Consider the following 24990-nt stretch of genomic DNA (forward strand, 5'->3'; position numbering starts at 1 on the left):
ACGCCGGCGCCGGAACCCGGAGGAGCTCAGGGTCGCGTCATCCGGAGCACGTCCAGCGCCTCGTCCAACTGCTCGAGCGTCAGCGCGCCGCGCTCCACGTACCCGCCCTCCAGCACCACTTCACGAATCGTCTTCCGCTCGGCCAGCGACTTCTTGGCGACCTTCGCGGCCTCCTCGTACCCGATGTACTTGTTGAGCGGGGTGACGACAGACGGCGACGACTCGGCGTACTCGCGGGCCCGCTCCTCGTCGGCCGTGATCCCGTCCACCGTGCGGTCGGCGAGCAGCCGGGACGCGTTCGCGAGGAGCCGCACCGACTCCAGCAGGTTCTTGGCCATCACGGGCAGCATCACGTTCAGCTCGAAGTTCCCCGCGGCGCCCGCCACGGCGACCGTCGTGTCGTTTCCCATGACCTGCGCGGCGACCATCAGGACGGCCTCGGGGACGACGGGGTTGACCTTGCCCGGCATGATCGAGGAACCCGGCTGGAGGTCGGGCAGGCGGATCTCGGCGAGCCCGGTGCGCGGACCGCTCGCCATCCAGCGCAGATCGTTCGAGATCTTGGTCAGCGAGACGGCGATCGTCCGCAGCTGGCCGCTGGTCTCCACGAGCCCGTCGCGGGCGCCCTGCGCCTCGAAGTGGTCGCGCGCCTCGGTCAGCGGCAGCCCGGTCGTCCGCGCAACCTCGGCGATGACGGCCGCCGAGAACCCGGGAGGCGTGTTGATGCCGGTGCCCACCGCCGTGCCGCCGAGCGGGAGTTCGGCGAGCCGGGGCAGCGAGGCGTTCAGCCGTTCGATGCCGTACCGGATCTGTGCCGCGTAGCCGCCGAACTCCTGGCCGAGAGTGACCGGCGTCGCGTCCATCAGATGGGTACGGCCGGACTTCACCACGCCGGCGAACTCCCCGGCCTTGCGCTCCAGCGCCTCCGCGAGATGCTCCAGCGCGGGGACCAGGTCCCTCGTCACGGCCGCCGTCGCGGCGATGTGGATCGAGGAGGGGAAGACGTCGTTGGACGACTGCGAGGCGTTGACATGGTCGTTGGGGTGGACGTCGCGGCCGAGCCGCTCGCTCGCCAGCGTGGCCAGGACCTCGTTCATGTTCATGTTGGACGAGGTCCCCGAGCCGGTCTGGAAGACGTCGACGGGGAAGTGCTCGTCCCAGCGGCCCTCGGCGACCTCCTCGGCCGCCTCCTGGACGGCCCGGGCGATGTCCTCGTCGAGCACGCCGAGCTCCGCGTTGACCTTGGCGGCGCCGCCCTTGATCCGGGCCAGGGCCTCCACGTGAGCGCGTTCCAGCCGTTGTCCCGACACCGGGAAGTTCTCCACCGCCCGTTGGGTCTGGGCGCGCCATTTGGCGTGCTCCGGCACCCGCACCTCTCCCATGGAGTCGTGCTCGATCCGGTGGCGGCCTGCGTTCTCGCTCGTGTCGGACATCTCCAAACCTCCTGAACAAGGTCAGCACGCCCCTGGTTCCGGGTATTCCCAAGTGCGCCGCCGCCCAGTAGAAGCCCTCGGCGGCACCGGACCGGGGAGGCGGCACGGTCGGGAACCGCTCGGCGGCGGGCCCGCCGCCGAGCGGTTCCCGACCGTCCCGACGACGGTGCGGGCCGCCACGGCTCGTGCGGTGGCCTCAGCGGGCCACCAGCCACGTCCTGCTGAGGGCGATCGCCCCGAGCTCCTCCGGAATGACCATCGGATTCGCCCCTCGCTTCGCGGACTTGGGGCTCGGTGCCTGCGCAGGTGGTCGCGCCGTCGCGCGCGGGAGGGGCTCCCGGCAAGGGTCCGGCGCCGCCCCGGCCGAGGTGGGGGGCACGAACCGGCACGGGCCGAGGTGGCCCGCGAGGCACTCGGCGGGTGCGGTGCGGGCGGGCGCACGGGGGAGGGCCCCGCCGCCGGGGCGGCAGGGCCCTCCGGGGTACTGCGGATACCCGGGACCCGCGGTTGCTCGGGGGGTCCCGCGGTCCCGGGATCAGCCCAGGCCGGGCCCGCGGACCGGGATGGTGGTGAAGGTCGGCGCGGGCGCGGGGTCCTGGAAGAAGTCGCTGCCCTTGTCGTCGACGACGACGAACGCCGGGAAGTCCTCGACCTCGATCTTCCAGACGGCCTCCATGCCGAGCTCCTCGTACTCGACGACCTCGACCTTCTTGATGCAGTCCTGCGCGAGGCGCGCGGCGGGGCCGCCGATCGAGCCGAGGTAGAAGCCGCCGTGCTCCTTGCAGGCCTCCGTGACCTGCTTGCTGCGGTTGCCCTTGGCCAGCATCACCTTGGAGCCGCCCGCCGCCTGGAACTGCTCGACGTAGGAGTCCATGCGGCCGGCCGTCGTCGGGCCGAAGGAGCCGGAGGCGTAGCCCTCCGGGGTCTTCGCGGGGCCGGCGTAGTAGACCGGGTGGTCCTTGAGGTACTGCGGCATCTCCTCGCCCGCGTCCAGCCGCTCCTTGATCTTGGCGTGTGCGATGTCGCGGGCCACGACGAGCGGGCCGGTCAGCGACAGCCGGGTCTTGACCGGGTACTTGGTCAGCTCGGCCAGGATCTCGTCCATCGGCTGGTTGAGGTCGATCCTGACGACGTCGCCGCTCTCGTCGAGGTGCTCCTCCGTCGTCTCCGGCAGGAAGCGCGCCGGGTCCGTCTCCAGCTGCTCCAGGAAGACGCCCTCGGCGGTGATCTTCGCGACGGCCTGGCGGTCGGCGGAGCAGGACACGGCGATCGCCACGGGGCAGGACGCGCCGTGCCGCGGGAGCCGCACCACGCGCACGTCGTGGCAGAAGTACTTGCCGCCGAACTGGGCGCCGATGCCGATCTTCTGCGTCAGCTCGAAGACCTTCTCCTCCAGGTCCTTGTCCCGGAAGCCGTGGCCGAGTGCCGAGCCCTCCTCCGGCAGCTCGTCCAGGTAGTGCGCGGAGGCGTACTTGGCCGTCTTCAGCGCGTACTCGGCGGACGTGCCGCCGACGACGATGGCCAGGTGGTACGGCGGGCACGCGGCCGTGCCCAGCGAGCGGATCTTCTCCTCCAGGAACTTCATCATGGAGGCCTCGTTCAGGACCGCCTTGGTCTCCTGGTAGAGGAAGGACTTGTTGGCGGAGCCGCCGCCCTTGGCCATGAAGAGGAACTTGTACGCGGCGCCGTCCGTCGCGTAGAGCTCGATCTGCGCGGGCAGGTTCGAGCCGGTGTTCTTCTCCTCCCACATGGTGAGCGGGGCCATCTGCGAGTAGCGCAGGTTGAGCTTGGTGTAGGCGTCGAAGATGCCGCGGCTCAGCGCCTCCTCGTCGCCGCCCCCGGTGAGGACGTTCTGCCCGCGCTTGCCCATGACGATGGCCGTGCCGGTGTCCTGGCACATGGGGAGCACGCCCGCGGCCGCGATGTTCGCGTTCTTCAGCAGGTCCAGCGCGACGAACTTGTCGTTCGACGAGGCCTCGGGGTCGTCGATGATCTTGCGCAGCTGGGCCAGGTGCGCCGGGCGGAGGTAGTGCTGGATGTCGTGGACGGCCTCTTCCGCGAGCTTGCGCAGCGCCTCCGGCTCGACCTTGAGGAACGTACGCCCGTCGGCCTCGAAGGTGGAGACACCTTCGGCGGTCACCAGGCGGTAGGGCGTGGTGTCCTCTCCCAGCGGGAGCAGATCGGTGTACTCGAACGCGGGGCTGGTCGGACGGGAGACAGGGGGCATTACGGCCATTCCTCACTCGGCAGACGGCGGCTGGCATCCATTGGCAGCGCGCCCACAAGCGTAAGACGCCCCCCGTCGTCCGGGCTTGTGAGGTAGGGCTCAGTTGGCGCCGGGGCCGGGTGGGGGGGTGGCGCGGGCCCCGCGGGGCGCGGGGTGCGGGGTGGCGTGGGGCCCGCCGGGGTGCGGGGTGCGGGGTGGCGTGGGGCCCGCCGGGGCGCGGGGTGCGGGGGTGGCGTGGGGCCCGCGCCCGGCGGGGATGGTGCGCCGGCGCGTGGCGGTGGTGAGGGGCGCGTCGGTGCAGGGCCGGCGGATCGCGAGGGTGTCGCGCGCGGCCACTAGTCGCGATCTATCGCGTTTCGCTAGGGTGTTGGTGTGGACCTCGACAAGCATGATTCCGCCGCCCCCGGCCGCCGACAGCCCCAGAATCCGGCCGCACCCGCCCGGCCCGCGGACCCCGCCGGGGCGATCCGGGCGTCCGACGCCGATCGCGACAGGACCGCGGACATCCTCAGGGAGGCCCTGGCCGAGGGCCGGCTCGACGCCGAGGAGCACGCGGAGCGGATCGACGCGGTCTACCGTGCCAAGACAGTCGGCGAGCTGGAGCCGGTCGTCCGCGACCTGCCCGCGAGCCGGCCGCCCCGCCAGGAGTCCGCGCCGTACGCGTACGGCCCCGAGGCCCCCGCCGGGCCCGCCGACAACCTCATCGCCGTCTTCTCCAGCTCCACCCGCAAGGGCCGCTGGCGGGTGGGGGCCCGTACCCAGGCGTTCTCGCTCTTCGGCAACATCGAGATCGATCTGACCGAGGCCATGTTCGGGCAGCGGCTCACCGTCATCAACGCGACTTCGATCTTCGGCAACGTGGAGGTCCGCGTCCCGGAGAACATCTCGCTGCGCGGCAGCGGTACCGGCATCTTCGGCAACTTCGAGGTGGTCACCCTCGAGTCGGCCGACCCGGAGGCGCCGATCGTGGTCGTCAACGGCTATTCCGTTTTCGGCAACGTGGAGGCCAAGCCGAAGCGCGGCAAGCGCATCGCGGACCTCCACGACCGGCTGCGCAAGCACCTGGGGCACTGACCGGCGGGTGCGGGGGGAGCGGCCGCCCGCAGTTCCGGCCTTCGGAACTCAGTGCCACTCAGTGCATAGGCGCGCGTACAGCGGGTAGGCCTTGCTGCATCGTCTCTCGCTCGCGAAGCCGTCGTCAGGAGTAGACCGTGCTGCAACTGCCGCATCAGCCCCTGCAGGTAGCCGTTCCGCCCCAGCGTTCTGCCGCTCGGGAAGATCAGGACGCGCCCTGGCACACGGAGGCGGTGTGCCGCCGGGACGAAGCCGGCCTGTTCTTCGCGCCCTCCAAGGAACCGACGGCGGCGAGGCTCTCGCGGGAGGACGCCGCCAAGCGGGTCTGCGCCCGCTGTCCCGTGATGGTCGAGTGCCGGGAGCACGCGCTGCTCCAGCCGGAGCCGTACGGCGTTTGGGGCGGGCTCACCGCGGCCGAGCGCCGGGTCGTACTGGCCCGTCGCCGGCGGCGCGAGACGGAGATCAAGAAGGCGGCGTCGGCGGCCTGACGGACACCACGGCACCCGGGCACGCGAGAGAGGGGCGCCCCCACCGCACATTGGGGGGCGCCCCTCTCTCGTGTGTCGCGTCCGCGTTCGGTGCTACTTGGCGCGGTCGAAGTCGATGGCGCTGTAGGCGCGCAGCTTCGACAGGCGATGGGTCGAGTCGATCTGCCGGATCGTGCCCGACTTGGAGCGCATGACCAGCGACTGCGTGGTGGCGGTCGCGGAGCGGTAGCGCACGCCGCGCAGCAGTTCGCCGTCCGTGATGCCGGTCGCGACGAAGAACACGTTGTCCCCCCTGACCAGGTCGTCCATGAGGAGCACCCGGTCCAGGTCGTGGCCGGCGTCGAGGGCGCGCTGCCGCTCCTCCTCGTCCTTCGGCCAGAGCTTGCCCTGGATCGTCCCGCCGAGGCACTTGATCGCGCACGCGGTGATGATGCCCTCGGGCGTGCCGCCGATGCCCATCAGCATGTCGACGCCGGTGCCCTCGCGCACGGCCATGATCGCGCCGGCGACGTCGCCGTCCGAGATGAACTTGATGCGCGCGCCCGTCTCGCGGATCTCCTTGACGATGCCCTCGTGGCGCGGGCGGTCCAGGATGACGACGGTGACGTCCTCGGGGGAGGAGCTCTTCGCCTTCGCGACGCGGCGGATGTTCACCGAGACCGGGGCGTTGATGTCGACGAAGTCGGCGGCCTCGGGGCCGGTGACCAGCTTGTCCATGTAGAAGACCGCGGACGGGTCGAACATGGTGCCGCGGTCGGCGGCGGCGAGCACCGCGATCGCGTTCGGCATGCCCTTGGCGGTGAGCGTGGTGCCGTCGATCGGGTCCACGGCGATGTCGCACTCCGCGCCGGTCCCGTCGCCGATCCGCTCCCCGTTGAACAGCATCGGGGCTTCGTCCTTCTCGCCTTCGCCGATGACGACGACACCGTTCATCGACACGGTGCTGACGAGGGTGCGCATGGCTTTGACGGCAGCGCCGTCCGCGCCGTTCTTGTCGCCGCGGCCGACCCAGCGGCCGGCGGCCATGGCGGCGGCCTCGGTGACCCGGACGAGCTCCAGGGCGAGGTTGCGATCCGGGGCCTCGGGCGAGACCTCGAGCTGGGACGGAAGATGATGCTCGGTCATCGGAGCGCACCTTTCTGTACGACGACGGCCGGATGAAGAGGGTGCTGTGACTCTATCGGTACGTCGACAAAATGAGCAGAGGGGCCCACGTTTGAGCAAACAACCTTGATGCGACGATAGTGCGGTGGCAGGCAAGCGAGGCAACCAGACAGTGCGCGGAATGATCCAGTCGATGGCGGTCATCTGCGCATTCGCAGGCGTTATCTACTTCTTCATTCCGCACGACGACTCCCTGGACCCGACCCGGACCGTCGACTACAGCGTGGAGCTCACGACCGCACGCCGGGCGGCACCCTACCCGGTGGCGGCCCCGGCAGGGCTGCCCGCGGGCTGGAAGCCCACCTCGGTGACCTTCCGGCGCGACGAGGGCCACGCCTGGCACATCGGCTTCCTGGACCCCGACGGGCAGTACGTGGCGGTCGAGCAGTCGACGGAGCCGCCGCGGAAGTACGTCCCGAGGGTCACCCAGCAGGCGGCCCTGACCGAGCGCACCCAGCAGGTGGGCGGGGAGACCTGGCAGCGCTGGGAGGGCCCGAAGTACGACGCGCTGGTCCGCACCGGCAAGGGCTCGACGACGGTGGTGACGGGCACGGCCTCGTACGAGCGGCTCGCGCAGATGGCCGCGGCGCTCGAGTCGGAGTCCGGCGCCTCGCCGTCACCGGTTCCGTCCGCCTCCTGACCCAGGCGTCAGCGGCCGGCGGGATCGTGCGCCCGCGTGCCCCGGTGCGCCCGCGTGCGCCCCGGCGCGGCGGGCGGGTCCACGGCCCCCGGCCGTCCGCGGGACCCGCGCGGCCGGGACGGTCGCCCCGGCCGGGCCGCCCCGGCGGCGTCCCGCATCCCGCATCCCGCGCGAGGAGGCTGCCGCCTGCACGCGACGAGGCCGCCGCACCGTTCGGTGCGGCGGCCTCGTGCGGCCCCGGCAGCGCCGGTCAGACGGTCGTGACGACCTCGTCGAACGCCAGCCGCGGCGAACGCGGGAACCAGGCGTTCTCGCCCGGCTTGCCGATGTTGACGACCATCAGCGGGGTGTGGTCGTCGTCCAGGAACTCCTTCTGCACGCCGGCGAAGTCCAGGCCCGTCATCGGGCCGGCGGCCAGACCGGCGGCGCGGATGCCGACGATGAAGTACGCGGCCTGCAGCGCGGCGTTCAGCACCGCGGACCGCTCACGGACCGGGCGCTCCGCGAAGAACGCGTCCTTCGCCTGCGGGAAGTGCGGGAACAGCTCCGGCAGCTCCTCGTGGAACTCGTTGTCGGCGGCCAGGATCGCGACCAGCGGAGCGGTGGCGGTCTTGGGCTGGTTGCCCTCGGACATGTGCTTCACCAGGCGCTCACGGGCCTCGGCGGAGCGGACCAGGACGACGCGCAGGGGCGACTGGTTGAAGGCGGTGGGGCCGTACTTGACCAGGTCGTAGATCGCCTGCACCTGCTCCTCGGTCACCGGCTCGTCGGTGAAGGTGTTGGCGGTGCGGGCCTGGCGGAAGAGGAGGTCCTGGGCTGCGGGGTCAAGAACGAGGGACATGCTGCGTACCTTCCGGATGAGCAAGATGAGCTGCGTGGGTCAAGCCGAGTCCTCACCGTACGATCGAGATAGATGAAAATTCAACTAAATCGGATCCCGGGTGAGGCAAGTCACTCAACTTTCAATAACCCAACGTTCAACTAAATCTGGTCCGTGGTTATGCCCGCCCTGCCGACGAGGTCCGCCGGCCGGTAGCGCGGTCCCGCCCGGGGCGCCGCCGCGCGTCAGCCGTCCGTGTCGTCCTGGCCCCGGCGGCCGTCCGCACTCGCCGCGGTCCCGCCCGGTGCCTCCGGGCCCTCGGGCCCGTCCCGTTCCGCCAGCGCCGCGTCCAGCCGGGCGCGGGCGCCGTCGAGCCAGCGGCGGCACACCTTCGCCAGCTCCTCGCCGCGCTCCCACAGCGCCAGGGACTCCTCCAGCGTCGTGCCGCCCGCCTCCAGCCGGCGTACGACCTCGATCAACTCGTCCCGTGCCTGCTCGTAGCCGAGCGCGCTCTCGTCGGTTCTCGCCGTCATCTGCTCCACCCTGTGCATCCGCCTGTTGTCGTCCGGCCGCGCCCGCGCAGACCGCTTCCCCCCGGGGCCGGAGGTCCTGCCCGGCCCCACGGCGCCGATCAGTCGCCGGCCACCCGGACCCGGAACTCGCCCTCGGCGACCCGCGCCCGCAACTCGTCGTCCGCCGACACCTCGCCGGCCGAGCGCACCACTGTGCCGTCCTCGCGCTGAAGTACCGCGTACCCCCGTTCAAGCGTCGCCGCGGGCGACAGCGCCACGACGCGCGCGAGCGTGTGCGACAGCTCGGAGTCCGCGCGGTCCAGCAGGTGCCCCAGAACCCGGCGGCTGCGGGCGACCAGGGCGTCCGTCTCGTGCTCGCGATCCTCCACCATCCGGTGGGGATGCTCCATGACCCGCCGGTGCAGACAGTGCTGCAGACCGCGTTCCTCCCGCTCCAGCAGGCCGCGGACCGTCCTCAGCGCACGGTCCCGCAGCCCCTGAACCCGGTCCAGCTCCTCACCGACGTCGGGGACGACCTTCTTCGCGGCGTCCGTCGGCGTCGAGGCCCGCAGATCGGCCACCAGATCGAGCAGCGGGGAATCCGGCTCGTGCCCGATCGCGGAGACCAGGGGGGTACGGCAGTCGGCGACCGCCCGCACCAGTTGCTCGTCGGAGAACGGCAGCAGGTCCTCCACGCTGCCCCCGCCGCGCGCGACGATGATCACGTCCACCCCGGCGTGCTCGTCCAGCTCCTTCACCGCCTGGATCACCTGCGGCACCGCCCGCACGCCCTGCACGGCGACGTTGCGCACCTCGAACCGGACCGCGGGCCAGCGCCGCCGCGCGTTCTCCAGCACGTCCCGCTCGGCCGCCGAGGCCCGGCCGCAGACCAGGCCGATCAGCTGCGGCAGAAACGGCAGCGGCTTCTTGCGGTCCGCCGCGAAGAGCCCCTCGGCGCCCAGCGTCCGCTTCAGCCGCTCCAGCCGCGCCAGCAGCTCGCCGATGCCGACCGGCCTTATCTCGACGGCCCGGAGCGAGAGCTGCCCGCGCGGGGCGTACCATTCCGGCTTGGCGTGCACGACCACTCGCGCGCCCTCGGCGACGGCGTCCGCGACCGCGTCGAACACCTGTCGGTAGCAGGTGACGCTCACCGAGATGTCGTACGCAGGGTCGCGCAGCGTCAGGAAGACCACCCCGGCGCCCGGTCGGCGCGACAACTGGGTGATCTGCCCCTCGACCCAGACGGCGCCGAGCCGGTCGATCCACCCCCCGATGAGCCGCGACACCTCGCCGACGGGCAGGGGGGCTTCGGCTGACGTAGTGAGACCCATGACCGCGAGCGTAACGGCAGCCTCCGACACGCCCGGTCCGGCGACACCGCGGCCTCCGTGCCCGGGCGGTGACCACCGCTTCACGCCCGCCGGACGGAGTCCGCTCGGCAGGGCCCAAGGGCCCGAGGACCAAGGGCCGCCTGCGACGCCGAAGGGCTTCGCACGGCCGAGGGGCACCACGCACAGGCGCCTACGCGAAGGGCGGAGCCTCCCGCCGACCCCGCTGCGCCATCAGCACCAGCAGCCCCACCGCCAGCCACACCGCGCCGACCGCCTGGGCGGTCGGCGAGGCGGCCACGATCACCGCCACCGTCACCACCGCCCCGAGTGCCGGGATCAGCCCGTGCCGCCACCAGCTCGGTGGTCCGGCCGCACGCCGCACCACGAACCAGCCCACCACGCTGGCGTGCAGCAGGGTGAAAGCCGTCAGCGCACCGATGTCCACGACCGAGACCAGGAGGTCCAGCCCGTCGGCACGCCGCGCCGCCCAGAGCGCCGCTGCGGTCGTCACGCCGGCCGACACCAGCAGTGCCACGCGCGGCACGCCCCCGTCCGCGCGGGACAGGGCCCGCGGCAGCCGCCGGTCCCGGCCCATGGCGAACAGCAGCCGTCCTGCAGCCGCCTGCCCCGCCAGCGCGGCGAACGCCGCGCCGATCGCCTTGCTCGCCGCCACCAGGTCGTGCAGCCACTGCCCCACGGAGGCGTCGACGGCGTCGTAGAACGCGGATCCCTGGCCCCGCGGGTCCGCCGCGAGCTGCGCCGAGGAGACGGGTTCCAGCAGCGCCACCAGATACGTCTGGACCATGAACAGGGTCCCCGCGAGCCCCAGGCAGAACAGCACCGCCCCGGCGACCTGCCGCGAGCCCCCCGTGACCTCCTCGGCGAACGAGGCGATCGCGTCGAACCCCAGGTAGGACAGCACCGCGACCGACACCGCCCCGAGCACCGCCGCCGGCACGAAGTCGCCGTCCCCGGTCAGCGGTGACGCCCAGCCGCGCCGCGCGCCGTCCGTCACCAGCACCCGTGCCGCCGCGACCACGAACACCAGCAGGACCACCAGCTCCATCGCCAGGACCACCAGGCCGACGCGCGCGGCCGCCCGCACGCCCCAGAGGTTCAGCAGCGTGGTGACGACGACCGCCAGCGCCGTCCACACCCACCGGTCCACGGCCGGAACCAGGGCCTCCATCGCGATCCCCGAGAAGAGGTAGGCCACCGCGGGGATCAGCAGGTAGTCGAGCATCGCCATCCAGCCGGCGACGAAGCCCGGCGCCTCGCCGAGCCCCTTGCGCGCGTACGCGAAGACCGATCCGGCCATCGGCGCCACCCGCACCATCTGTGCGTAGCTGTACGCCGTGAACGCCATGGCGACGGTGGCCACGAGGTAGACGAGCGCGACCGCACCGTGCGACTCGGCGTCGAGGGTCCCGAAGACGCCCACGGGCGCCATGGGGGCGATGAAGAGCAGTCCGTAGACGACCAGGTCCCGGAAGCCGAGGCTCCGGCGCAGCCGCGCGTGCGGACCGGTGCCGTTCCCGGGGGCATTCCCGGAGCCGGTGCCGCCGGTGCCCGTCATGGGAGCCTCCGTCCTCGTACGTCCCGCCTCGCGTCGTGGATCACCGGCGCGTGATCGCGAACGCGCACCAGTCTCAGCCCCGTGGGCGATCGTTGGGCCCTCCGGCGCGCCCTTACGATGGGGGACATGACTGCAACGAACGCCCGCCGCGTCCTCCTCGCCGCACCCCGTGGCTACTGCGCGGGCGTGGACCGTGCCGTGATCGCCGTGGAGAAGGCCCTCGAGCAGTACGGCGCGCCGATCTACGTCCGCCACGAGATCGTCCACAACAAGTACGTCGTGCAGACCCTCGAGAAGAAGGGCGCGATCTTCGTCGAGACGACGGACGAGGTGCCCGAGGGCTCCATCGTCATGTTCTCGGCGCACGGCGTGGCCCCGGTCGTCCACGAGGAGGCCGCGGAGCGGAAGCTGGCCACCATCGACGCGACCTGCCCCCTGGTGACGAAGGTCCACAAGGAGGCCGTGCGGTACGCGAAGGACGACTTCGACATCCTCCTCATCGGTCACGAGGGCCACGAGGAGGTCATCGGCACCACCGGCGAGGCCCCGGAGCACATCACCCTGGTCGACGGCCCGCAGGACGTGGACAAGGTCGAGGTCCGCGATCCGTCCAGGGTCGTCTGGCTGTCGCAGACCACGCTCTCCGTGGACGAGACGATGGAGACCGTCGACCGGCTGAAGACCAAGTTCCCGCTGCTGGTCTCCCCGCCGAGCGACGACATCTGCTACGCCACGCAGAACCGCCAGATCGCGGTCAAGCAGATGGGGGCCGAGGCGGACCTGGTCATCGTCGTCGGCTCGCAGAACTCCTCCAACTCCAAGCGGCTCGTCGAGGTGGCCCTGGGCGCCGGCGCCCGCGACGCGCACCTCGTGGACTACGCGAAGGAGATCGACGAGGCCTGGCTGGAGGGCGTCTCGACCGTGGGCGTCACCTCGGGCGCCTCGGTGCCGGAGGTCCTGGTCGAGGAGGTCCTGGAGTGGCTGTCGCAGCGCGGCTTCGAGGACGTCGAGATCGTGAAGGCGGCCGAGGAGTCGATCACGTTCTCGCTGCCCAAGGAGCTCCGCCGGGACCTGCGCGCCGAGGCGTCGTCCCTCGTCGAGGACTGACCGTCCGGGCGGGGGACCGAAGGCCGGAGCGCTCCGCGGGGCCGGGTGGCATCTGGGGAAGTCCGGCGAAGGTCCTGCTGTCGGTGAGTGACGGTCAGCCCTTCCTCGTAACGTTGTGTCCATGAACGTCTTCGGAGTGGACATCGGCGGATCGGGGATCAAAGGCGCCCCCGTGGACCTGGACCGCGGCGACCTCGCCGAGCCCCGCCACAAAGTACTCACCCCGCACCCGGCGGCGCCCGAGCCCGTGGCGGACTGCGTCGCCGAGGTGGTGCGGCACTTCGGATGGTCCGGCCCTGTCGGGGTCACCTTCCCCGGAGTGGTCACCGGCTCGGTCATCCGTACGGCCGCCAACGTCGACAAGAACTGGATCGACGTCGACGCCGCCGAGCTTCTGCGTGAACGGCTCGGCATGCCGGTGACCGTGCTCAACGACGCGGACGCGGCCGGAGTGGCCGAGATGACCTTCGGCGCGGGCAAGGGCCGCAAGGGCACGGTGATGCTGCTGACCTTCGGTACGGGCATCGGCAGCGCGCTCTTCCTGGACGGCAGGCTCGTGCCGAACACGGAGCTCGGCCATCTGGAGCTGAACAACCACGAGGCCGAGAAGCGCGCGTCGACGAAGGTCAAGGAGGACGAGGGGCTGAGCTGGGAGCACTGGGCCCGCCGGGTCCAGAAGTACCTGGCCCACCTCGAGATGCTCTTCTCGCCCGAGCTGTTCATCATCGGCGGCGGGGTGAGCCGCAAGGCGGACAAGTTCGTTCCGCTCCTCCACCACATCCGGGCGGAGATCGTCCCGGCCCAGCTCCAGAACAACGCGGGCATCGTCGGAGCGGCGATGACGGCGGCGGCCGAGCACCGCTGATCCCTGCCCGCCCGCCGGAATGACGGCGGGCGTCGACGGCGGACCACGGAAAGGCGCCCGTCACGGGACCGACGGGCGCCTTTCCCCCGGATGCGGAGGGCGGTCGCTCAGGCGCGGCGGGGCGGCGCGGCAGGCCGGCGGGTACGGCGCCGGGTCGTCATCAGCCGGATCTTCCGCACGGTCGCGATCAGCCCCGCGACGAGGGTGCCCCCGTACAGCCAGCCCGCCTGCACCGCCAGCGCGGTGACCACGGCCATGATCTGGACGCCGATGCCCCCGGACCCGCCGGTCCCCTCCGAACCGCCCGTGATCGGCAGCAGCCCCACGGCGAAGGCGATCGGCACGCTGATCGGCGCGGTGACCAGGTCGGCGCTCCGCACCCAGAACGCGGTCAGGGCGCTGACCGGCAGGAACAGCACCCCGTACACGATGGCGGAGCCGTCGAACAGGAGCTGGTCGAGCGAGCCGATCACCAGCATCAGAGTGCAGACGAACAGTCCGGCGCCCAGTCCCGTCAGCCGTGGGTTCGGCAGTCTGCGCAGGGCGGCCACCACCGGGGGGCCCTGACGCGCGGGCCGCGGGGCGGGCCGCTTCCCCGGCCGCTGCGGGGTGTCCGGCTGCCCCGGCCCGCCGGACCGGGCCGTGACCCGGTACACCGAGGCGCCCTCGATGAGGGCGCCCTTGGACAGGGGGGCCTGCTGCGAAAGAGGGGCCTGCGGCCGCGGCCGCCTCGACGGGGTACCAGTCCTTTGCTGCTCCACGTGACCAACGTAGGTCGCGATGTGCGATCAGTACGTCACGGGACACGCCCTTTGGGTGAGCTTGGTCAAGAGTTCGAGACGTCGCACGCGTGACGTACTCGGGCGGCCCGCCCGTAAACTGGGGGATCGGCCCACTCCCGGGCCCGGCCACCAGCCAGTCCTCACTCCAGGAAGTCGCCAACGTGTCGCTCACGATCGGAATCGTCGGTCTGCCGAATGTCGGCAAGTCGACCCTGTTCAACGCCCTGACCAAGAACGACGTGCTGGCGGCCAACTACCCGTTCGCCACCATCGAGCCCAACGTGGGCGTGGTCGGCGTCCCCGACGCCCGGCTCGGCAAGCTGGCCGAGATCTTCGGCTCGCAGCGGGTCCTGCCCGCGACGGTCGACTTCGTCGACATCGCCGGCATCGTCCGCGGCGCCAGCGAGGGCGAGGGCCTGGGCAACAAGTTCCTGGCGAACATCCGCGAGTCCGACGCGATCTGCCAGGTCATCCGTGCCTTCGAGGACGAGAACGTCGTCCACGTCGACGGCAAGGTCTCGCCGAAGGACGACATCGAGACCATCAACACCGAGCTGATCCTCGCCGACCTCCAGACCATCGAGAAGGTCCTGCCGCGACTCCAGAAGGAGTCCCGGATCAAGAAGGACGTGGCGCCGAAGGTCGCGGCGGTCGAGGCCGCCAAGGAGATCCTCGAGAGGGGCGACACCCTCTTCTCCCAGGGCATCGTGCAGGGCTCGGAGAACACCGAGCTGCTCCACGACCTGCACCTGCTGACCACCAAGCCGTTCCTCTACGTCTTCAACGTCGACGAGGACGAGCTGACGGACGACTCCTTCAAGGACGAGCAGCGCGCGCTGGTCGCCCCGGCCGAGGCGATCTTCCTCAACGCCAAGCTGGAGGCGGACCTCGCCGAGCTCGACGAGGAGGACGCCATGGAGCTCCTCCAGTCCGTCGGCGCCGAGGAGCCCGGCCTCGCCACGCTGGCCCGCGTCGGCTTCGACACGCTGGGCCTGCAGACCTACCTGACGGCGGGCCCCAAGGAGTCCCGCGCCTGGACGATCAAGAAGGGCGCGACGGCCCCCGAGGCGGCTGGTGTGATCCACACCGACTTCCAGAAGGGCTTCATCAAGGCCGAGGTCATCTCCTTCGCCGACCTCGTCGACACCGGCTCGGTCGCCGACGCCCGCGCGGCGGGCAAGGCGCGCATGGAGGGCAAGGACTACGTGATGCAGGACGGGGACGTGGTGGAGTTCCGCTTCAACGTCTAACTCGACAGCGCCGAGCGCCCCGCCGAGGTCCTCAACTGGCGCATCGCCGCTCAGCCGAACCGGCGGACGCAAGCGGCTCGCAGGCAAAGCACCATCAGCGGCACATCAGCGGTCCGCCACGCCACACTCTCCGGCCACGCCAGTTCATGAGGCCCGAAGAACGCGGTCGGCGCCGCTGACCCCGGTCAGATGCCCCGCCATGCGTAGTGGCGGGGCATCGAGTCGGGTTCAACGGCAAAGATTCATGATGGTGTCGTCGAAGTCGGGAAACTCCTGTGCGGCCTGCGCGATGATCGTCGCTGCCGACGCGCGGCGGTCCGGAGCAAATTGCTCCGCGATGGCCGCCAGGTCGCGATTGACCCGGGGAGCCCAATCGGGCTCGGGCTCGTACGAGGCGGCTGCTTCCCACGGACCGAAGCCGTCAGCAAGCAGCCACAGAAAGCCACCCAGGTCGCGAGCGACGACGCCTGTTTCTCCTTCGGAGCCCAGAAAGACAACGGGCTGCTCTACCAGTTCCTGACCTGGACGAACCAGCCAGAACGCCGCGTTCCCGCCGGTGCCGTCCTGGCCAAATACGCGGAAGTCGTCGCCGTTCAGCTCGCCGTTGCCGGTCCACGCGCGAAACCACTCGGTGGTCTCATCGGCGGTCAGGAAGGACTCGTAGGGTTCGAAGTCGACACCGTCCTCGCCAATGCATTTGAGCCGGACCGCCATGGCAGCGGCGAGCGCGGCGGGGAACTGGCGATCTCCGTTCGCGGTCATGCGATGAGAGTAGCGATCGTTTGGGCTTGGCAGCACCGCCTGCTATCCATCCCAGCCGGCGCAGCGACTCGGCACCGTCAACTCACTCAGCTGCACGAACAGCTTCGCTGCCCTCTCGTTCAGAGACTGAACGGGTGGAGGAGTCCGCCTGGCTCCAGGTACCTGCCCCAGGTGCGGCGCCGGTCCGGAATCCGCTGCACCGTACGCACCCGAGGGGCACCGTCACCGGATCGTCGATCCGTCGAAGGCGCCCTCCGGGCTGGGCTCGGCCACGTCGACGGCCAGACCGAGGCCCTCCTCCACATCACCTACGCCCGCGCCTACGCCGCAGTCAACGAGAACACCTCGGCCGCGCGCCCTACTCGCCGCCGAAGACGCCCTCCTCCGAGACGACGGCCCCCAATCCAGTTACTCCCGCGTCAGCGGCACCGTGGCCAGCCACACCGCCCGAACCCTGACCGACCTCGCCGACCACATCGGCACCGAGCAGCAGCACCGAGACGCCCTCACCCGCTGGGATCCCCGAAACGTACAAGCGCGTCCACGCACTCACTTACGCCGACCTCGGCGACAGCCGCGCCGCCCGGGCCCGTGCTGACGAGGCCGTCGCCGCCTTCCTGGCAGGCGTCACGCATCCGGCGACTCCGAGGCTCGGCGAATTCCGCCCAAAGGAAGGCGAGTTGGGGTGCCAGAGGCGCTGCGGGCCGAGGCGCCCGAGGAGTGCTCGGGTCTGGCCCGACTTGCGAAGACAGCGCCGTACGGCGCGGTAACATCGCATTTCTTTGAGCAGTGACACGGGGAAGTTGTATGTGGGGCGAAGAGCGCGGTACCGAACCCAAGGCGTCCAGTGGGTCCATCGCGGTGGACACGGCGGGACTCGCGGTCCTCCTGCGGAGCTGGCGCGCCCGTGCCGGGCAGCGACTCGGCCTGGGCAGCCCCCTGCCCCAAGTGGAAGTGGCCTCCGAACTCGGCATGAGCGAGCGGTGGTACCGCGAACTGGAACGCGGCTCGATCCCGCGTCTGGATCCCCGCGTACTGTCCCGTCTGGCGGACGTCCTGCGCCTCGACGCGGACGAACGTGCGGCGCTGCACTTCCACGCCTTCGGCGGCACCCCGTACGCAACCCCGTCCCGCTCCGGCCGCCCGGCCGACCGGCCCGCCCTCCAGCAGCTGGTCGACCGGCAGATGCCGCGCCCCGCCTACGTGACCGACACCCGTTGGGACATCGTCACGCACAACAGCGCCATGGCCGAGTGGTTCCCCTGGGTCCTCGCCCAGGACGCCAACCTCATCCGCTGGGCCCTGACCAGCCCGGAGGCCCGTGAGCAACTGGTGGACTGGTCCCGTCACGCGTACATCTACCTGGCCATGGTCCGCTTCGCCATGGCCGAGCGCCCGGACGATCCGGGCCTCTCGGCGCTGCTGCACGAGATCCTCCAGGACCCCGCCTGCCGGCGCCTCTGGACAGAGCGGACGTGCATCGTCGGCAACCGCGACGGCCACCGCTTCCGGCTTCGCCTGCCGCACGTCGCCCCCGCGGTCATCGAAGTGGTGACGCAGGTCCTCCTGCCCGCCGGACACCCGGGACTGCGATTCGTCGTTCTCGGAGACGAGCCGTCGTCCCCGGCCGACGGCAACTGATTACACGCCACCGCAACCCGGGAATCAATACCCGGTGACCGGCAAAGAATTGCCGGTGTCGATTCGAGTGTCACCGGCAAATCTTTGCCGATCGGCAGGCATTGACAGAAGAAATGGCTTGCGGGTTTTCTCGATTCGCGAGGCGGTTCAAGCCGCCCAGTTCGAGAGAGAATCCGGAGACCGGCGTTGCAGGCGCTTATGAACATCGAGAAGGCAATCCTGGGACGGGGCGACTGGGATGCCACCCGGCAGGAGGGCGCCGCAAGGCAGGACTCCACCGCCCGACCCGTCCGGCGCGTCGGCGTGGTGGGCTCGGGCACCATGGGCGGCGGCATCGCCGAACTGTGCGCTCTGCGCGGCCTGGACGTCCGGCTCGCGGTGTCCCGGGAGTCCTCGCTGGTCTCCGCGCCCCGGCGCCTCGCGGCGTCCCTGGACCGACGGGTGTCCAGGAACCAGCTCTCCGAGGCGGACCGGGACGCCGCGCTCTCCCGGGTCTCCGTCACCACCGACCTGGCGGACCTGGGCGACCGCCGGCTCGTGATCGAGGCCGTTCCCGAGGACGAGGACCTCAAGCTCGACCTGTTCACCACGCTCGACAAGGCCGTGGACCCGGACGCGATCCTGGCCTCGACGACCTCGGCCATCACCATCACCCGGCTCGCACGTGCCACGGCACACCCCGGCCGGGTGATCGGGATGCACTTCTTCAACCCGGTCGTCTCGTTGCCGCTGGTGGAACTGGTCCCGACGCTTCTCACCGACCCGGCCGTCCTCCGGAGCGCGGAGACGTTCGTCGCCGAGACGCTCGGCAAGGAGCCGATCACGGCGGGGGACCGCAGCGGGTTCGTGGTCAACGCACTGCTCGTCCCGTACCTGCTGTCCGCCGTCCGCATGCTCGAATCGGGCTACGCGTCGACCGAGCACATCGACCGCGGAATGGAAGGCGGCTGCGCCCATCCCATGGGTCCCCTGCGGCTGTGCGATCTCATCGGTCTCGACGTCGTCGCGGCGGCTGCCGACGCCCTGTACGAGGAATTCAAGGAGCCGCTCTACGCTCCGCCGTCACTGCTGTCGCGCATGGTGGAATCCGGCCTTCTCGGCAGAAAGACCGGCCGCGGATTCTACGCGTACGCATAGCTCACGAGGCGCCACCGTCCCACGGATTTTGAGGAACACACGCATGCACGCGTACATGAACATCAAGAAGTCGGCGCGGATAAGCCACGACTTCTGGGAGACCACCACAGAGGCCGGCATGTTCGACATCGTCGCGGCCGGTCTGGGCGAGGGACGGCACAGGTCGCTGGCCGACGGCCACGAGTTCGTCAACATGTCCTCGTACTCGTACCTCGGCCTGGACACCCATCCGAAGATCGTCCAAGGCGCGATCGACGCCGTGAGGGCGGAAGGAGCGCTCAACACCTCGACCTCCCGGATGCGGATACGCTTCGCCGCGCTCAGGGATGCCGAGGACGCCCTGTCGGAGTTGTTCGACGTGGAGGCCGTGACCGTGGCCTCCTGCGCCGCGGCGGCCTGGGCGAGCCTGCCCCTGCTCGCCTCCGGACTCCTCACCGACGGCACGCCGCCGTTGATGGTCTTCGACAAGAACGCGCACTTCTGCCTCAACGCGATGAAGCCGAACGTCGCCGACGAGGCCCCCCTCACCACCATCCGGCACAACGACGTCGACGCCCTCGAAGACCTCTGCAGGCAGCACCCCCAGGTCGCCTACATCGCCGACGGCGTGTACAGCACCGGTGGGAAGGCGCCCGTCGAGGAGCTGCTCCGACTGCAGGAGAAGCACGGCCTGTTCCTGTTCTTCGACGAGGCCCACGGCATCTCCACCGTCGGCGAGCGCGGCCGCGGAGCGGTCCTGGAGACCATGGGCGGGATCAACGACCGGACCCTGATCATCACATCCCTCAACAAGGGCTTCGGCGCATCGGGCGGTGCGATCTTCCTCGGCCGCAAGGGCTCACCTGCGCGGCGCGACGTCGCCCTGCGCAACGGCGGCCCGCTGATGTGGTCGCAGAGGATCAACACCGCCGGTCTCGGTGCCGTGCTGGCCTCGGCCGAACTGCACCGCTCGGACGAACTCCCGTTGCTCCAGCGCCGGCTCCAGCGGAACATCGACCTGTTCGACAGCCTGCTCCCGACCGGGCTGAGCGGCGACGGACTGCCCATCCGCTTCGTGGACATCGGCTCCGAGGACGCGACCGTCCGTCTGGCGCAGGCGCTCCTGGAGCGGGGCTACTACGCCTCGCCCATCTTCTTCCCCGTCATCGCCCGCGGAAAGGCCGGCCTGAGGCTGATGCTCCGCGCGAACATGAGCGCCGCCGAGATCGAGGACTTCTGCAGGCAGCTCAAGGAACTGAGGGACCGGCATGTCTGAGGCCCGGTCCAGGGGTACGTCCCGGACGGCCGCGGCGCAGCCCGACGTGCCCGCATCCGAGCCGGAGCGCCGAAAGCCGGAGCGCCGCACCATGCTCGTCGGCTGTCTGCTCGTGTTCACCGCGCAGATGGCCACGACCGTCTACCTGCCCTCCCTCCCCGCGGTCCAGCACGACCTCGGCGTGTCCCGCAGCTTCGCCGCGCTGTCGGTGTCCCTCTTCGTCATCGGCGCGGCCGCGCCCGTCGTGCTGTGGGGGCGTGCGGCGGACCGGTACGGGCGGCGTGCCTCGGTGCTCGCCGCACTCGTGCTGTTCGTCGCCTCCAGTGCACTGCTGGCGCTCAACACGTCCGCGTGGGGGCTGCTCGTGCTGCGCTCCGTACAGGGCATCGGCGCCGGAGGCGCGGCCATCATCGCGCGCATCTTCGTACGGGACCTCGGCGGTGGCGACGCGCTCGCCCGTCGCCTGTCGGTGCTGTCGATCGCCTTCGTCACCGCCCTCGGCGGCGGGCAGTTCCTGGGCGGTCTCATCGGGACCTACGCCCACTGGCAGGCCGGATTCGTCGTCCTGGCCATGGTGGGGACCGTCGGCGCGCTCGGTGCGGCGACACTGCCCCTGCACCCCGGGCAGGGCCGCGCCGAACAGACCGGCATGGTCCGGATCTACCTGCGCATCCTGACGGTGCCGGCGTTCCTGAAGCCCACCGTCGCCGGCGGGCTCGGCTTCGCCACGATCGTCCTCCTCCAGGAGGTCGCACCCTTCGTCTTCCAGCACCACTTCGACCTGAGCGTGGACGCCTACGGCAATGTGGGGCTGCTCTTCGGGCTGGCCTACTTCGCGGGCGCGGTCATGGTGAACCGGCTGGTCGCCTCCGCCGGGTCGAGCCGGCTGATGCGGATCGGCGCCCTGATCATGACGGGCTCCGGTCTGCTGCTGATCGTCCTGTGGCTGCTGCCGGGCGTCCCGCTCACGGCCGCGCTCGTGGTGTTCACCGCCCTGTACTGCGCCGTCACCTTCGGGCAGGCGGCGCTCTTCCCCAGCAGCATGGCCGTCGCGGTGAGCGCCGTGAAGGACCACGGTGCCTACGCCGTCGCGCTGTGCGGGTTCCTCGCCCAGTCGATCGCAGGCGTCGTGGCGACCTTCGCCGTCCTCCTGCACACCAACCTCGTCTGGGCGGGCGTCGCCGCCGCGCTCAGCGCGCTGGCCTACGCCCTCGTACGCCGTGACGCCTCCAATCCGACCGGAAACCGATGACGACACTTCGCTCCCGTATCGACACCTCGTCCGAGGTGTTCCAGCGCAATGCCGAAGCCTTCGAGGGCAAGCGGCAGATCATCGCCGAAGCCCGGGCCGCCGCCATCGCCGGCGGGGACGCCCGAGCCCATCGCCGCCACGCCGAACGCGGCAAACTCACGGCGCGCCGACGCGTCGTCGAGCTGCTCGACCCCGGCACCCCGTTCATGGAGATCGGGCAGCTGGCCGGCCACGACGTGTACGACGAGCCCGTTCCCTCGGCCGCCTTGATCACCGGAATCGGTGTCGTCGGCGGCCGGCCCGTCATGGTCTTCGCCAATGACGCGACCGTGAAGGGGGGAACGTACTTCCCGCTCACCGTGCAGAAGCACCTGCGCGCCCAGAAGATCGCCCGCGAGAACGGCCTGCCGTGCGTCTACCTGGTCGATTCGGGCGGCATCTACCTCCCCTTGCAGGAGGACCTGTTCCCCGACGAGTACCACCTCGGGCGCATCTTCCGGAACATCGCCGAACTCTCGGCGCTCGGGCTGCCCCAGATCGCGGCCGTCATGGGCTCGTGCACCGCGGGAGGCGCCTACATCCCCGCGATGTGCGACGAGGCGGTCATCGTCCGGGGCAACGGCACGATCTTCCTCGGCGGTCCCCAACTGGTCCGTGCGGCCACGGGCGAGGTGGTCGACGCAGAGACCCTCGGCGGGGCGGATCTGCACACCCGGGTCACGGGTGTCGCCGACCACCTGGCCGAGAACGACGAACACGCCCTGGAACTGGTACGGGACATCGTCCGCCGCACCGGCCCCGGCACGGTTTCGGCACCGCCGCGGAGCCCCAGACCGCCGCTGTACGACCCGGCCGAGCTGCCCGGCATCCTGAGCGCCGACCTCCGCGAGCCCATCGCGGCCCGCGAGATCCTGGCGCGGCTGCTCGACGGCAGCGAGTTCGCCGAGTACCGCGCCCGGTACGGCCCCACCCTCGTGTGCGGCACGGGACATGTCGGCGGCTATCCGGTCGGTGTGGTGATCAACGACGGGGTGCTGTTCCCGGAGAGCGCGCAGAAGGGCGCGAACTTCATCGAGTTGTGCGCCCAGCGCGACATCCCGCTGCTCTTCCTGCACAACATCAACGGCTTCATGGTCGGCGCCGAGTACGAGGCCGACGGAATCGCCAAGCACGGCGCGAAGCTCGTCAACGCCGTCTCGTGCGCCAAGGTGCCCAAGTTCAGCCTGGTGGTCGGCGGAAGCTTCGGTGCGGGCAACTTCGCCATGTGCGGCAGGTCCATGGGCCCGCGGCTGATGGCCATGTGGCCGAACGCCAAGTCCACCGCCGTGGGCGCGGAGCAGACGGCGACGGTGATGGCGCTGATCCGCGGCGACCAGCTCGCCAAGGAAGGGAAGACCCTCTCCGCCGAGGAGGAGGAGTCGATCAAGCGCCCCATCATCGAGACGTACGAGCGGCAGTCCCATCCGCTGTACTACGCCGCCAGGCTGTGGGTGGACGCCGTGGTGGACCCGACCGACACCCGTGAATGGCTGACGCTCTGTCTGGCGACCGCCGCGGACGCCCCCCAGCAGGAGACACGCTTCGGCGTGTTCAGGATGTGACGAAGAATGCTCAAACGAGTCTTGATCGCGAATCGCGGCGAGATAGCCCGCCGCATCGCCCGCACCTGCCGTCGTCTCGACATCGAGTACGTGGCCGTGTACTCCGACGCCGACCGGGCGGCGCCCCATCTGGCGGGCGCCGTCGAGCGCGTGCGCATCGGCCCGGCGGCCGCCGCCGACAGCTACCTGAACATCGAGTCGATCGTCGACGCGGCGCTCCGGTCGGGCTGCGACGCGGTACATCCCGGCTACGGGTTCCTGTCGGAGAACCACCACTTCGCATCCGCGGTCGCCGACGCCGGTCTGGTCTTCATCGGCCCGGACGCCGCGATGATCGCGGCCATGGGGGACAAGGCGACGGCCAGGGCCCTGATGGCCGAGGCGGGCGTCCCCGTCCTGCCCGGCTCCGAGGACGCCACCGAGTCGGTCGACCGGCTCGTCGCCGACGCCCGCCGCATCGGCTACCCGGTGATCCTCAAGCCCGTGGCCGGCGGCGGCGGCAAGGGCATGCGGGTGGTCGAGGACGAGGCGGACATGGCCGACGCCGTGGCCGAGGCCGTTCGTCTGGGCCGCGGCAACTTCGGGGACGGACGGCTCCTGGCCGAGCGCTATGTGCCGCGCCCCCGCCACATCGAGGTCCAGGTGTTCGGGGACACCCATGGCGCCCTCGTCCATCTGTTCGAGCGGGAGTGCTCGCTCCAGCGCCGTCATCAGAAGATCGTCGAGGAGGCTCCCGCGGCCGGCCTCGCAGCCGAGGTCCGTACGGCGCTGCTCGAAGCCGCCGTGCGCGGCGCCAGGGCCCTGGGGTACGTCAACGCCGGCACCTTCGAGTTCATCCTGGACACCGACGGCCGGTTCTACTTCCTCGAGGTCAACACGCGCCTCCAGGTCGAGCATCCGGTCACCGAGGAGATCACCGGCGTCGACCTCGTCGAGTGGCAGCTGCGCGTGGCCGCCGGGGAGCATCTGCCGCTCGCCCAGCACGAGATCACCGCCACCGGGCACGCGGTGGAGTGCCGGGTGTACGCCGAGGACCCGGAAGCGGGGTTCCAGCCCGCTCCCGGGCGGGCGGACGTCGTCGAATGGCCCGCCGACGCGGTTCACGTGCGCGTGGAGGCCGCCTTCGACACGTACGGCGACGTCCCCGCCTTCTACGACCCCATGATTGCCAAGCTGGTCGCCCGGGGCCACGACCGCGTGTCGGCCCTTCGGCGGCTGGCCGATGCGGCCCGCACCACCAAGGTCGTCGGCCTGACCACGAACCTCGGCTTCGTGGCGGACCTGCTCCGGGACACCCGGGTCGTCGCGGGGCGCGTCGACACCCACCTGGTCGACGCGTTCGTCGCGGACACGCCGCCCCGCGGAAGCTCGGCCGTGGCCGCCGCGTGCGCGGCGGCGATGGAGGTGCCGCCCAAAGGGGACCCCGCGGCCTCTCCGTGGACCGGCACGGTCGGGCCGCTGGATCGCCCGGCCCTGGACTCCGGCGCACCGCTGGGCCGGGTCGTCCTGCGCGCCGGCGGCGAGGAGCTGGAGGCCCGGCTCACAGGAGTTCACGGCGGCGCGGTGGACGTCACGGTGCACGACAGGACGTTCCGCGTCACCGTCTCGCACCGCGACGGGCTGTTCAGGGGCGTGGTGGGCGACCAGAGGTGGGTCGGGCTCCGCGTCGCCGACCGCTTCGAACTGGTCGTCGACGGTCGGCGGACGGAGCTGACCGCCAGGACGCACGCCGAGAGCGGCGCCGAGGCGGTCGACGACGTCGTGCGCTCGCCCATGCCGGGCACGGTCGTCGCGCTGTCCTGCGCGGTGGGCGACACGGTCGAGGAGGGGGAGGTGCTCATGATCGTCGAGGCCATGAAGATGGAGAACCGCATCCTCGCCCCGCTCGGCGGAGTGGTCGAGGAGATCAGGTGCGCCCTGCACGGCACGGTGTCGGCCGACCAGGTCCTCGTCGTTCTGGCACCCGGGACGGAGACCGACCCCGGCGCCTGACGGGCACGACGGCCCGGGGCGTGCACGCCCGCTCGCCGGCGCGCGGCCGCCGGTCGTCCGCCCTGCCCCGTGCCGGAAGCG

The 24990-nt window shown here is 71.0% G+C and carries 21 protein-coding genes and 2 pseudogenes; 14 read left to right on the forward strand and 9 right to left on the reverse strand.

The genetic code is table 11. The annotated features are described in order from the left end of the window. Positions 1-26: 26 nt before the first annotated feature. Together BLT82_RS04230 and BLT82_RS04235 are read right to left on the reverse strand one after the other, a co-directional pair. Positions 27-1433: a class II fumarate hydratase gene (locus BLT82_RS04230; RefSeq protein WP_093652436.1), complete on the reverse strand. Its 1407-nt coding sequence runs from the start codon at positions 1431-1433 to the stop codon at positions 27-29. 535 nt (positions 1434-1968) lie between these two features. Next, positions 1969-3660: a fumarate hydratase gene (locus BLT82_RS04235; protein WP_093652437.1), complete on the reverse strand. Its 1692-nt coding sequence runs from the start codon at positions 3658-3660 to the stop codon at positions 1969-1971. Positions 3661-4032: 372 nt separating this feature from the next. Between BLT82_RS04235 and BLT82_RS04240 the strand changes: the two genes are divergently transcribed. Together BLT82_RS04240 and BLT82_RS04245 are read left to right on the forward strand one after the other, a co-directional pair. Next, a complete protein-coding gene (locus BLT82_RS04240) occupies positions 4033-4734 on the forward strand; it encodes a DUF1707 SHOCT-like domain-containing protein (protein WP_093652438.1) in 702 nt (233 codons plus the stop codon). A gap of 137 nt (positions 4735-4871) precedes the next feature. Further along, positions 4872-5222, forward strand: coding sequence for a WhiB family transcriptional regulator (locus BLT82_RS04245; RefSeq protein WP_093652439.1), 351 nt, complete (start codon positions 4872-4874; stop codon positions 5220-5222). 93 nt (positions 5223-5315) lie between these two features. Here the strand turns inward: BLT82_RS04245 and glpX are convergent, their stop codons facing one another. Beyond that, a complete protein-coding gene (gene glpX / locus BLT82_RS04250; RefSeq protein ID WP_093652440.1) occupies positions 5316-6347 on the reverse strand; it encodes a class II fructose-bisphosphatase in 1032 nt (343 codons plus the stop codon). A gap of 124 nt (positions 6348-6471) precedes the next feature. Here glpX and BLT82_RS04255 point away from each other — a divergent pair, with 124 nt between their 5' ends. Further along, positions 6472-7026 carry a DUF4245 domain-containing protein gene (locus BLT82_RS04255; RefSeq protein ID WP_093652441.1) on the forward strand — a complete coding sequence of 185 codons (555 nt, stop codon included), beginning with the start codon at positions 6472-6474 and terminating at the stop codon, positions 7024-7026. 250 nt (positions 7027-7276) lie between these two features. Here the strand turns inward: BLT82_RS04255 and BLT82_RS04260 are convergent, their stop codons facing one another. The 4 genes from BLT82_RS04260 to BLT82_RS04275 form a co-directional block, all read right to left on the reverse strand. Then, a complete protein-coding gene (locus BLT82_RS04260) occupies positions 7277-7867 on the reverse strand; it encodes a malonic semialdehyde reductase (RefSeq protein ID WP_093652442.1) in 591 nt (196 codons plus the stop codon). Between the two features lie 224 nt (positions 7868-8091). Further along, positions 8092-8379 carry an exodeoxyribonuclease VII small subunit gene (locus tag BLT82_RS04265; protein ID WP_244291827.1) on the reverse strand — a complete coding sequence of 96 codons (288 nt, stop codon included), beginning with the start codon at positions 8377-8379 and terminating at the stop codon, positions 8092-8094. A 98-nt stretch (positions 8380-8477) separates the two neighbouring features. Further along, entirely contained in the window at positions 8478-9689 is a 1212-nt protein-coding gene (gene xseA / locus BLT82_RS04270) for an exodeoxyribonuclease VII large subunit (protein WP_208867690.1), read from the reverse strand. Positions 9690-9879: 190 nt separating this feature from the next. Beyond that, complete coding sequence (locus BLT82_RS04275) at positions 9880-11265, reverse strand: APC family permease (protein WP_093652444.1); 1386 nt, start codon at positions 11263-11265, stop codon at positions 9880-9882. Between the two features lie 126 nt (positions 11266-11391). On the opposite strand from BLT82_RS04275, the gene BLT82_RS04280 reads away from it, so the two are divergent. Both BLT82_RS04280 and ppgK read left to right on the forward strand, forming a co-directional pair. Then, on the forward strand, positions 11392-12372 hold the full coding sequence (locus BLT82_RS04280) for a 4-hydroxy-3-methylbut-2-enyl diphosphate reductase (RefSeq protein ID WP_093652445.1): 981 nt from the start codon (positions 11392-11394) through the stop codon (positions 12370-12372). A 121-nt stretch (positions 12373-12493) separates the two neighbouring features. Beyond that, positions 12494-13237 carry a polyphosphate--glucose phosphotransferase gene (ppgK, locus tag BLT82_RS04285; RefSeq protein ID WP_093652446.1) on the forward strand — a complete coding sequence of 248 codons (744 nt, stop codon included), beginning with the start codon at positions 12494-12496 and terminating at the stop codon, positions 13235-13237. A 107-nt stretch (positions 13238-13344) separates the two neighbouring features. On the opposite strand, the gene BLT82_RS04290 is transcribed toward ppgK, so the two are convergent. Further along, positions 13345-13998, reverse strand: a complete 654-nt coding sequence (locus BLT82_RS04290) for a DUF6542 domain-containing protein (protein ID WP_244291828.1) — start codon at positions 13996-13998, stop codon at positions 13345-13347. Between the two features lie 182 nt (positions 13999-14180). On the opposite strand from BLT82_RS04290, the gene ychF reads away from it, so the two are divergent. Both ychF and BLT82_RS37740 read left to right on the forward strand, forming a co-directional pair. Beyond that, positions 14181-15269: a redox-regulated ATPase YchF gene (gene ychF, locus BLT82_RS04295; protein ID WP_093652447.1), complete on the forward strand. Its 1089-nt coding sequence runs from the start codon at positions 14181-14183 to the stop codon at positions 15267-15269. Then, positions 15270-15448 (forward strand): annotated as a pseudogene (locus tag BLT82_RS37740) (relaxase/mobilization nuclease domain-containing protein); the annotation flags it as partial. It abuts the gene before it with no gap. A gap of 49 nt (positions 15449-15497) precedes the next feature. Here the strand turns inward: BLT82_RS37740 and BLT82_RS04300 are convergent. Next, the gene (locus tag BLT82_RS04300) at positions 15498-16031 is read right to left on the reverse strand and encodes an SMI1/KNR4 family protein (protein ID WP_093652448.1); all 534 of its coding nucleotides are present in this window, start codon (positions 16029-16031) and stop codon (positions 15498-15500) included. A 243-nt stretch (positions 16032-16274) separates the two neighbouring features. Here BLT82_RS04300 and BLT82_RS37745 point away from each other — a divergent pair. The 7 genes and pseudogenes from BLT82_RS37745 to BLT82_RS04330 form a co-directional block, all read left to right on the forward strand. Then, positions 16275-16801, forward strand: a pseudogene (locus BLT82_RS37745) (hypothetical protein); the annotation flags it as partial. Positions 16802-16838: 37 nt separating this feature from the next. Beyond that, positions 16839-17672, forward strand: a complete 834-nt coding sequence (locus tag BLT82_RS04305; RefSeq protein ID WP_093652449.1) for a helix-turn-helix transcriptional regulator — start codon at positions 16839-16841, stop codon at positions 17670-17672. A 198-nt stretch (positions 17673-17870) separates the two neighbouring features. Continuing rightward, a complete protein-coding gene (locus BLT82_RS04310) occupies positions 17871-18809 on the forward strand; it encodes a 3-hydroxybutyryl-CoA dehydrogenase (RefSeq protein ID WP_093652450.1) in 939 nt (312 codons plus the stop codon). Positions 18810-18852: 43 nt separating this feature from the next. Continuing rightward, a complete protein-coding gene (locus tag BLT82_RS04315; RefSeq protein ID WP_093652451.1) occupies positions 18853-20064 on the forward strand; it encodes an 8-amino-7-oxononanoate synthase family protein in 1212 nt (403 codons plus the stop codon). Beyond that, on the forward strand, positions 20057-21316 hold the full coding sequence (locus tag BLT82_RS04320; RefSeq protein ID WP_208867691.1) for an MFS transporter: 1260 nt from the start codon (positions 20057-20059) through the stop codon (positions 21314-21316). Before BLT82_RS04315 ends, BLT82_RS04320 begins: the two co-directional genes overlap by 8 nt. Continuing rightward, positions 21313-22917 carry a carboxyl transferase domain-containing protein gene (locus BLT82_RS04325; RefSeq protein WP_093652452.1) on the forward strand — a complete coding sequence of 535 codons (1605 nt, stop codon included), beginning with the start codon at positions 21313-21315 and terminating at the stop codon, positions 22915-22917. The genes BLT82_RS04320 and BLT82_RS04325 overlap by 4 nt, the downstream gene beginning before the upstream one ends. A 6-nt stretch (positions 22918-22923) precedes the next feature. After that, positions 22924-24909: an ATP-binding protein gene (locus tag BLT82_RS04330; protein ID WP_093652453.1), complete on the forward strand. Its 1986-nt coding sequence runs from the start codon at positions 22924-22926 to the stop codon at positions 24907-24909. The last annotated feature ends 81 nt before the right edge of the window (positions 24910-24990 follow it).

The sequence above is a fragment of the Streptomyces wuyuanensis genome, from assembly GCF_900103455.1.
GTDB lineage: Bacteria > Actinomycetota > Actinomycetes > Streptomycetales > Streptomycetaceae > Streptomyces > Streptomyces wuyuanensis.

Excerpts from the sequence above, each read along its gene's own strand:
- BLT82_RS04230 (WP_093652436.1), bottom strand. The coding sequence starts at position 1,433 with ATGTCCGACACGAGCGAGAACGCAGGCCGCCACCGGATCGAGCACGAC.
- BLT82_RS04235 (WP_093652437.1), bottom strand. The coding sequence starts at position 3,660 with ATGCCCCCTGTCTCCCGTCCGACCAGCCCCGCGTTCGAGTACACCGAT.
- glpX (WP_093652440.1), bottom strand. The coding sequence starts at position 6,347 with ATGACCGAGCATCATCTTCCGTCCCAGCTCGAGGTCTCGCCCGAGGCC.
- BLT82_RS04260 (WP_093652442.1), bottom strand. The coding sequence starts at position 7,867 with ATGTCCCTCGTTCTTGACCCCGCAGCCCAGGACCTCCTCTTCCGCCAG.
- BLT82_RS04265 (WP_244291827.1), bottom strand. The coding sequence starts at position 8,379 with ATGACGGCGAGAACCGACGAGAGCGCGCTCGGCTACGAGCAGGCACGG.
- xseA (WP_208867690.1), bottom strand. The coding sequence starts at position 9,689 with ATGGGTCTCACTACGTCAGCCGAAGCCCCCCTGCCCGTCGGCGAGGTG.
- BLT82_RS04275 (WP_093652444.1), bottom strand. The coding sequence starts at position 11,265 with ATGACGGGCACCGGCGGCACCGGCTCCGGGAATGCCCCCGGGAACGGC.
- BLT82_RS04280 (WP_093652445.1), top strand. The coding sequence starts at position 11,392 with ATGACTGCAACGAACGCCCGCCGCGTCCTCCTCGCCGCACCCCGTGGC.
- ppgK (WP_093652446.1), top strand. The coding sequence starts at position 12,494 with ATGAACGTCTTCGGAGTGGACATCGGCGGATCGGGGATCAAAGGCGCC.
- BLT82_RS04300 (WP_093652448.1), bottom strand. The coding sequence starts at position 16,031 with ATGACCGCGAACGGAGATCGCCAGTTCCCCGCCGCGCTCGCCGCTGCC.
- BLT82_RS04305 (WP_093652449.1), top strand. The coding sequence starts at position 16,839 with ATGTGGGGCGAAGAGCGCGGTACCGAACCCAAGGCGTCCAGTGGGTCC.
- BLT82_RS04310 (WP_093652450.1), top strand. The coding sequence starts at position 17,871 with ATGAACATCGAGAAGGCAATCCTGGGACGGGGCGACTGGGATGCCACC.
- BLT82_RS04315 (WP_093652451.1), top strand. The coding sequence starts at position 18,853 with ATGCACGCGTACATGAACATCAAGAAGTCGGCGCGGATAAGCCACGAC.
- BLT82_RS04320 (WP_208867691.1), top strand. The coding sequence starts at position 20,057 with ATGTCTGAGGCCCGGTCCAGGGGTACGTCCCGGACGGCCGCGGCGCAG.
- BLT82_RS04325 (WP_093652452.1), top strand. The coding sequence starts at position 21,313 with ATGACGACACTTCGCTCCCGTATCGACACCTCGTCCGAGGTGTTCCAG.
- BLT82_RS04330 (WP_093652453.1), top strand. The coding sequence starts at position 22,924 with ATGCTCAAACGAGTCTTGATCGCGAATCGCGGCGAGATAGCCCGCCGC.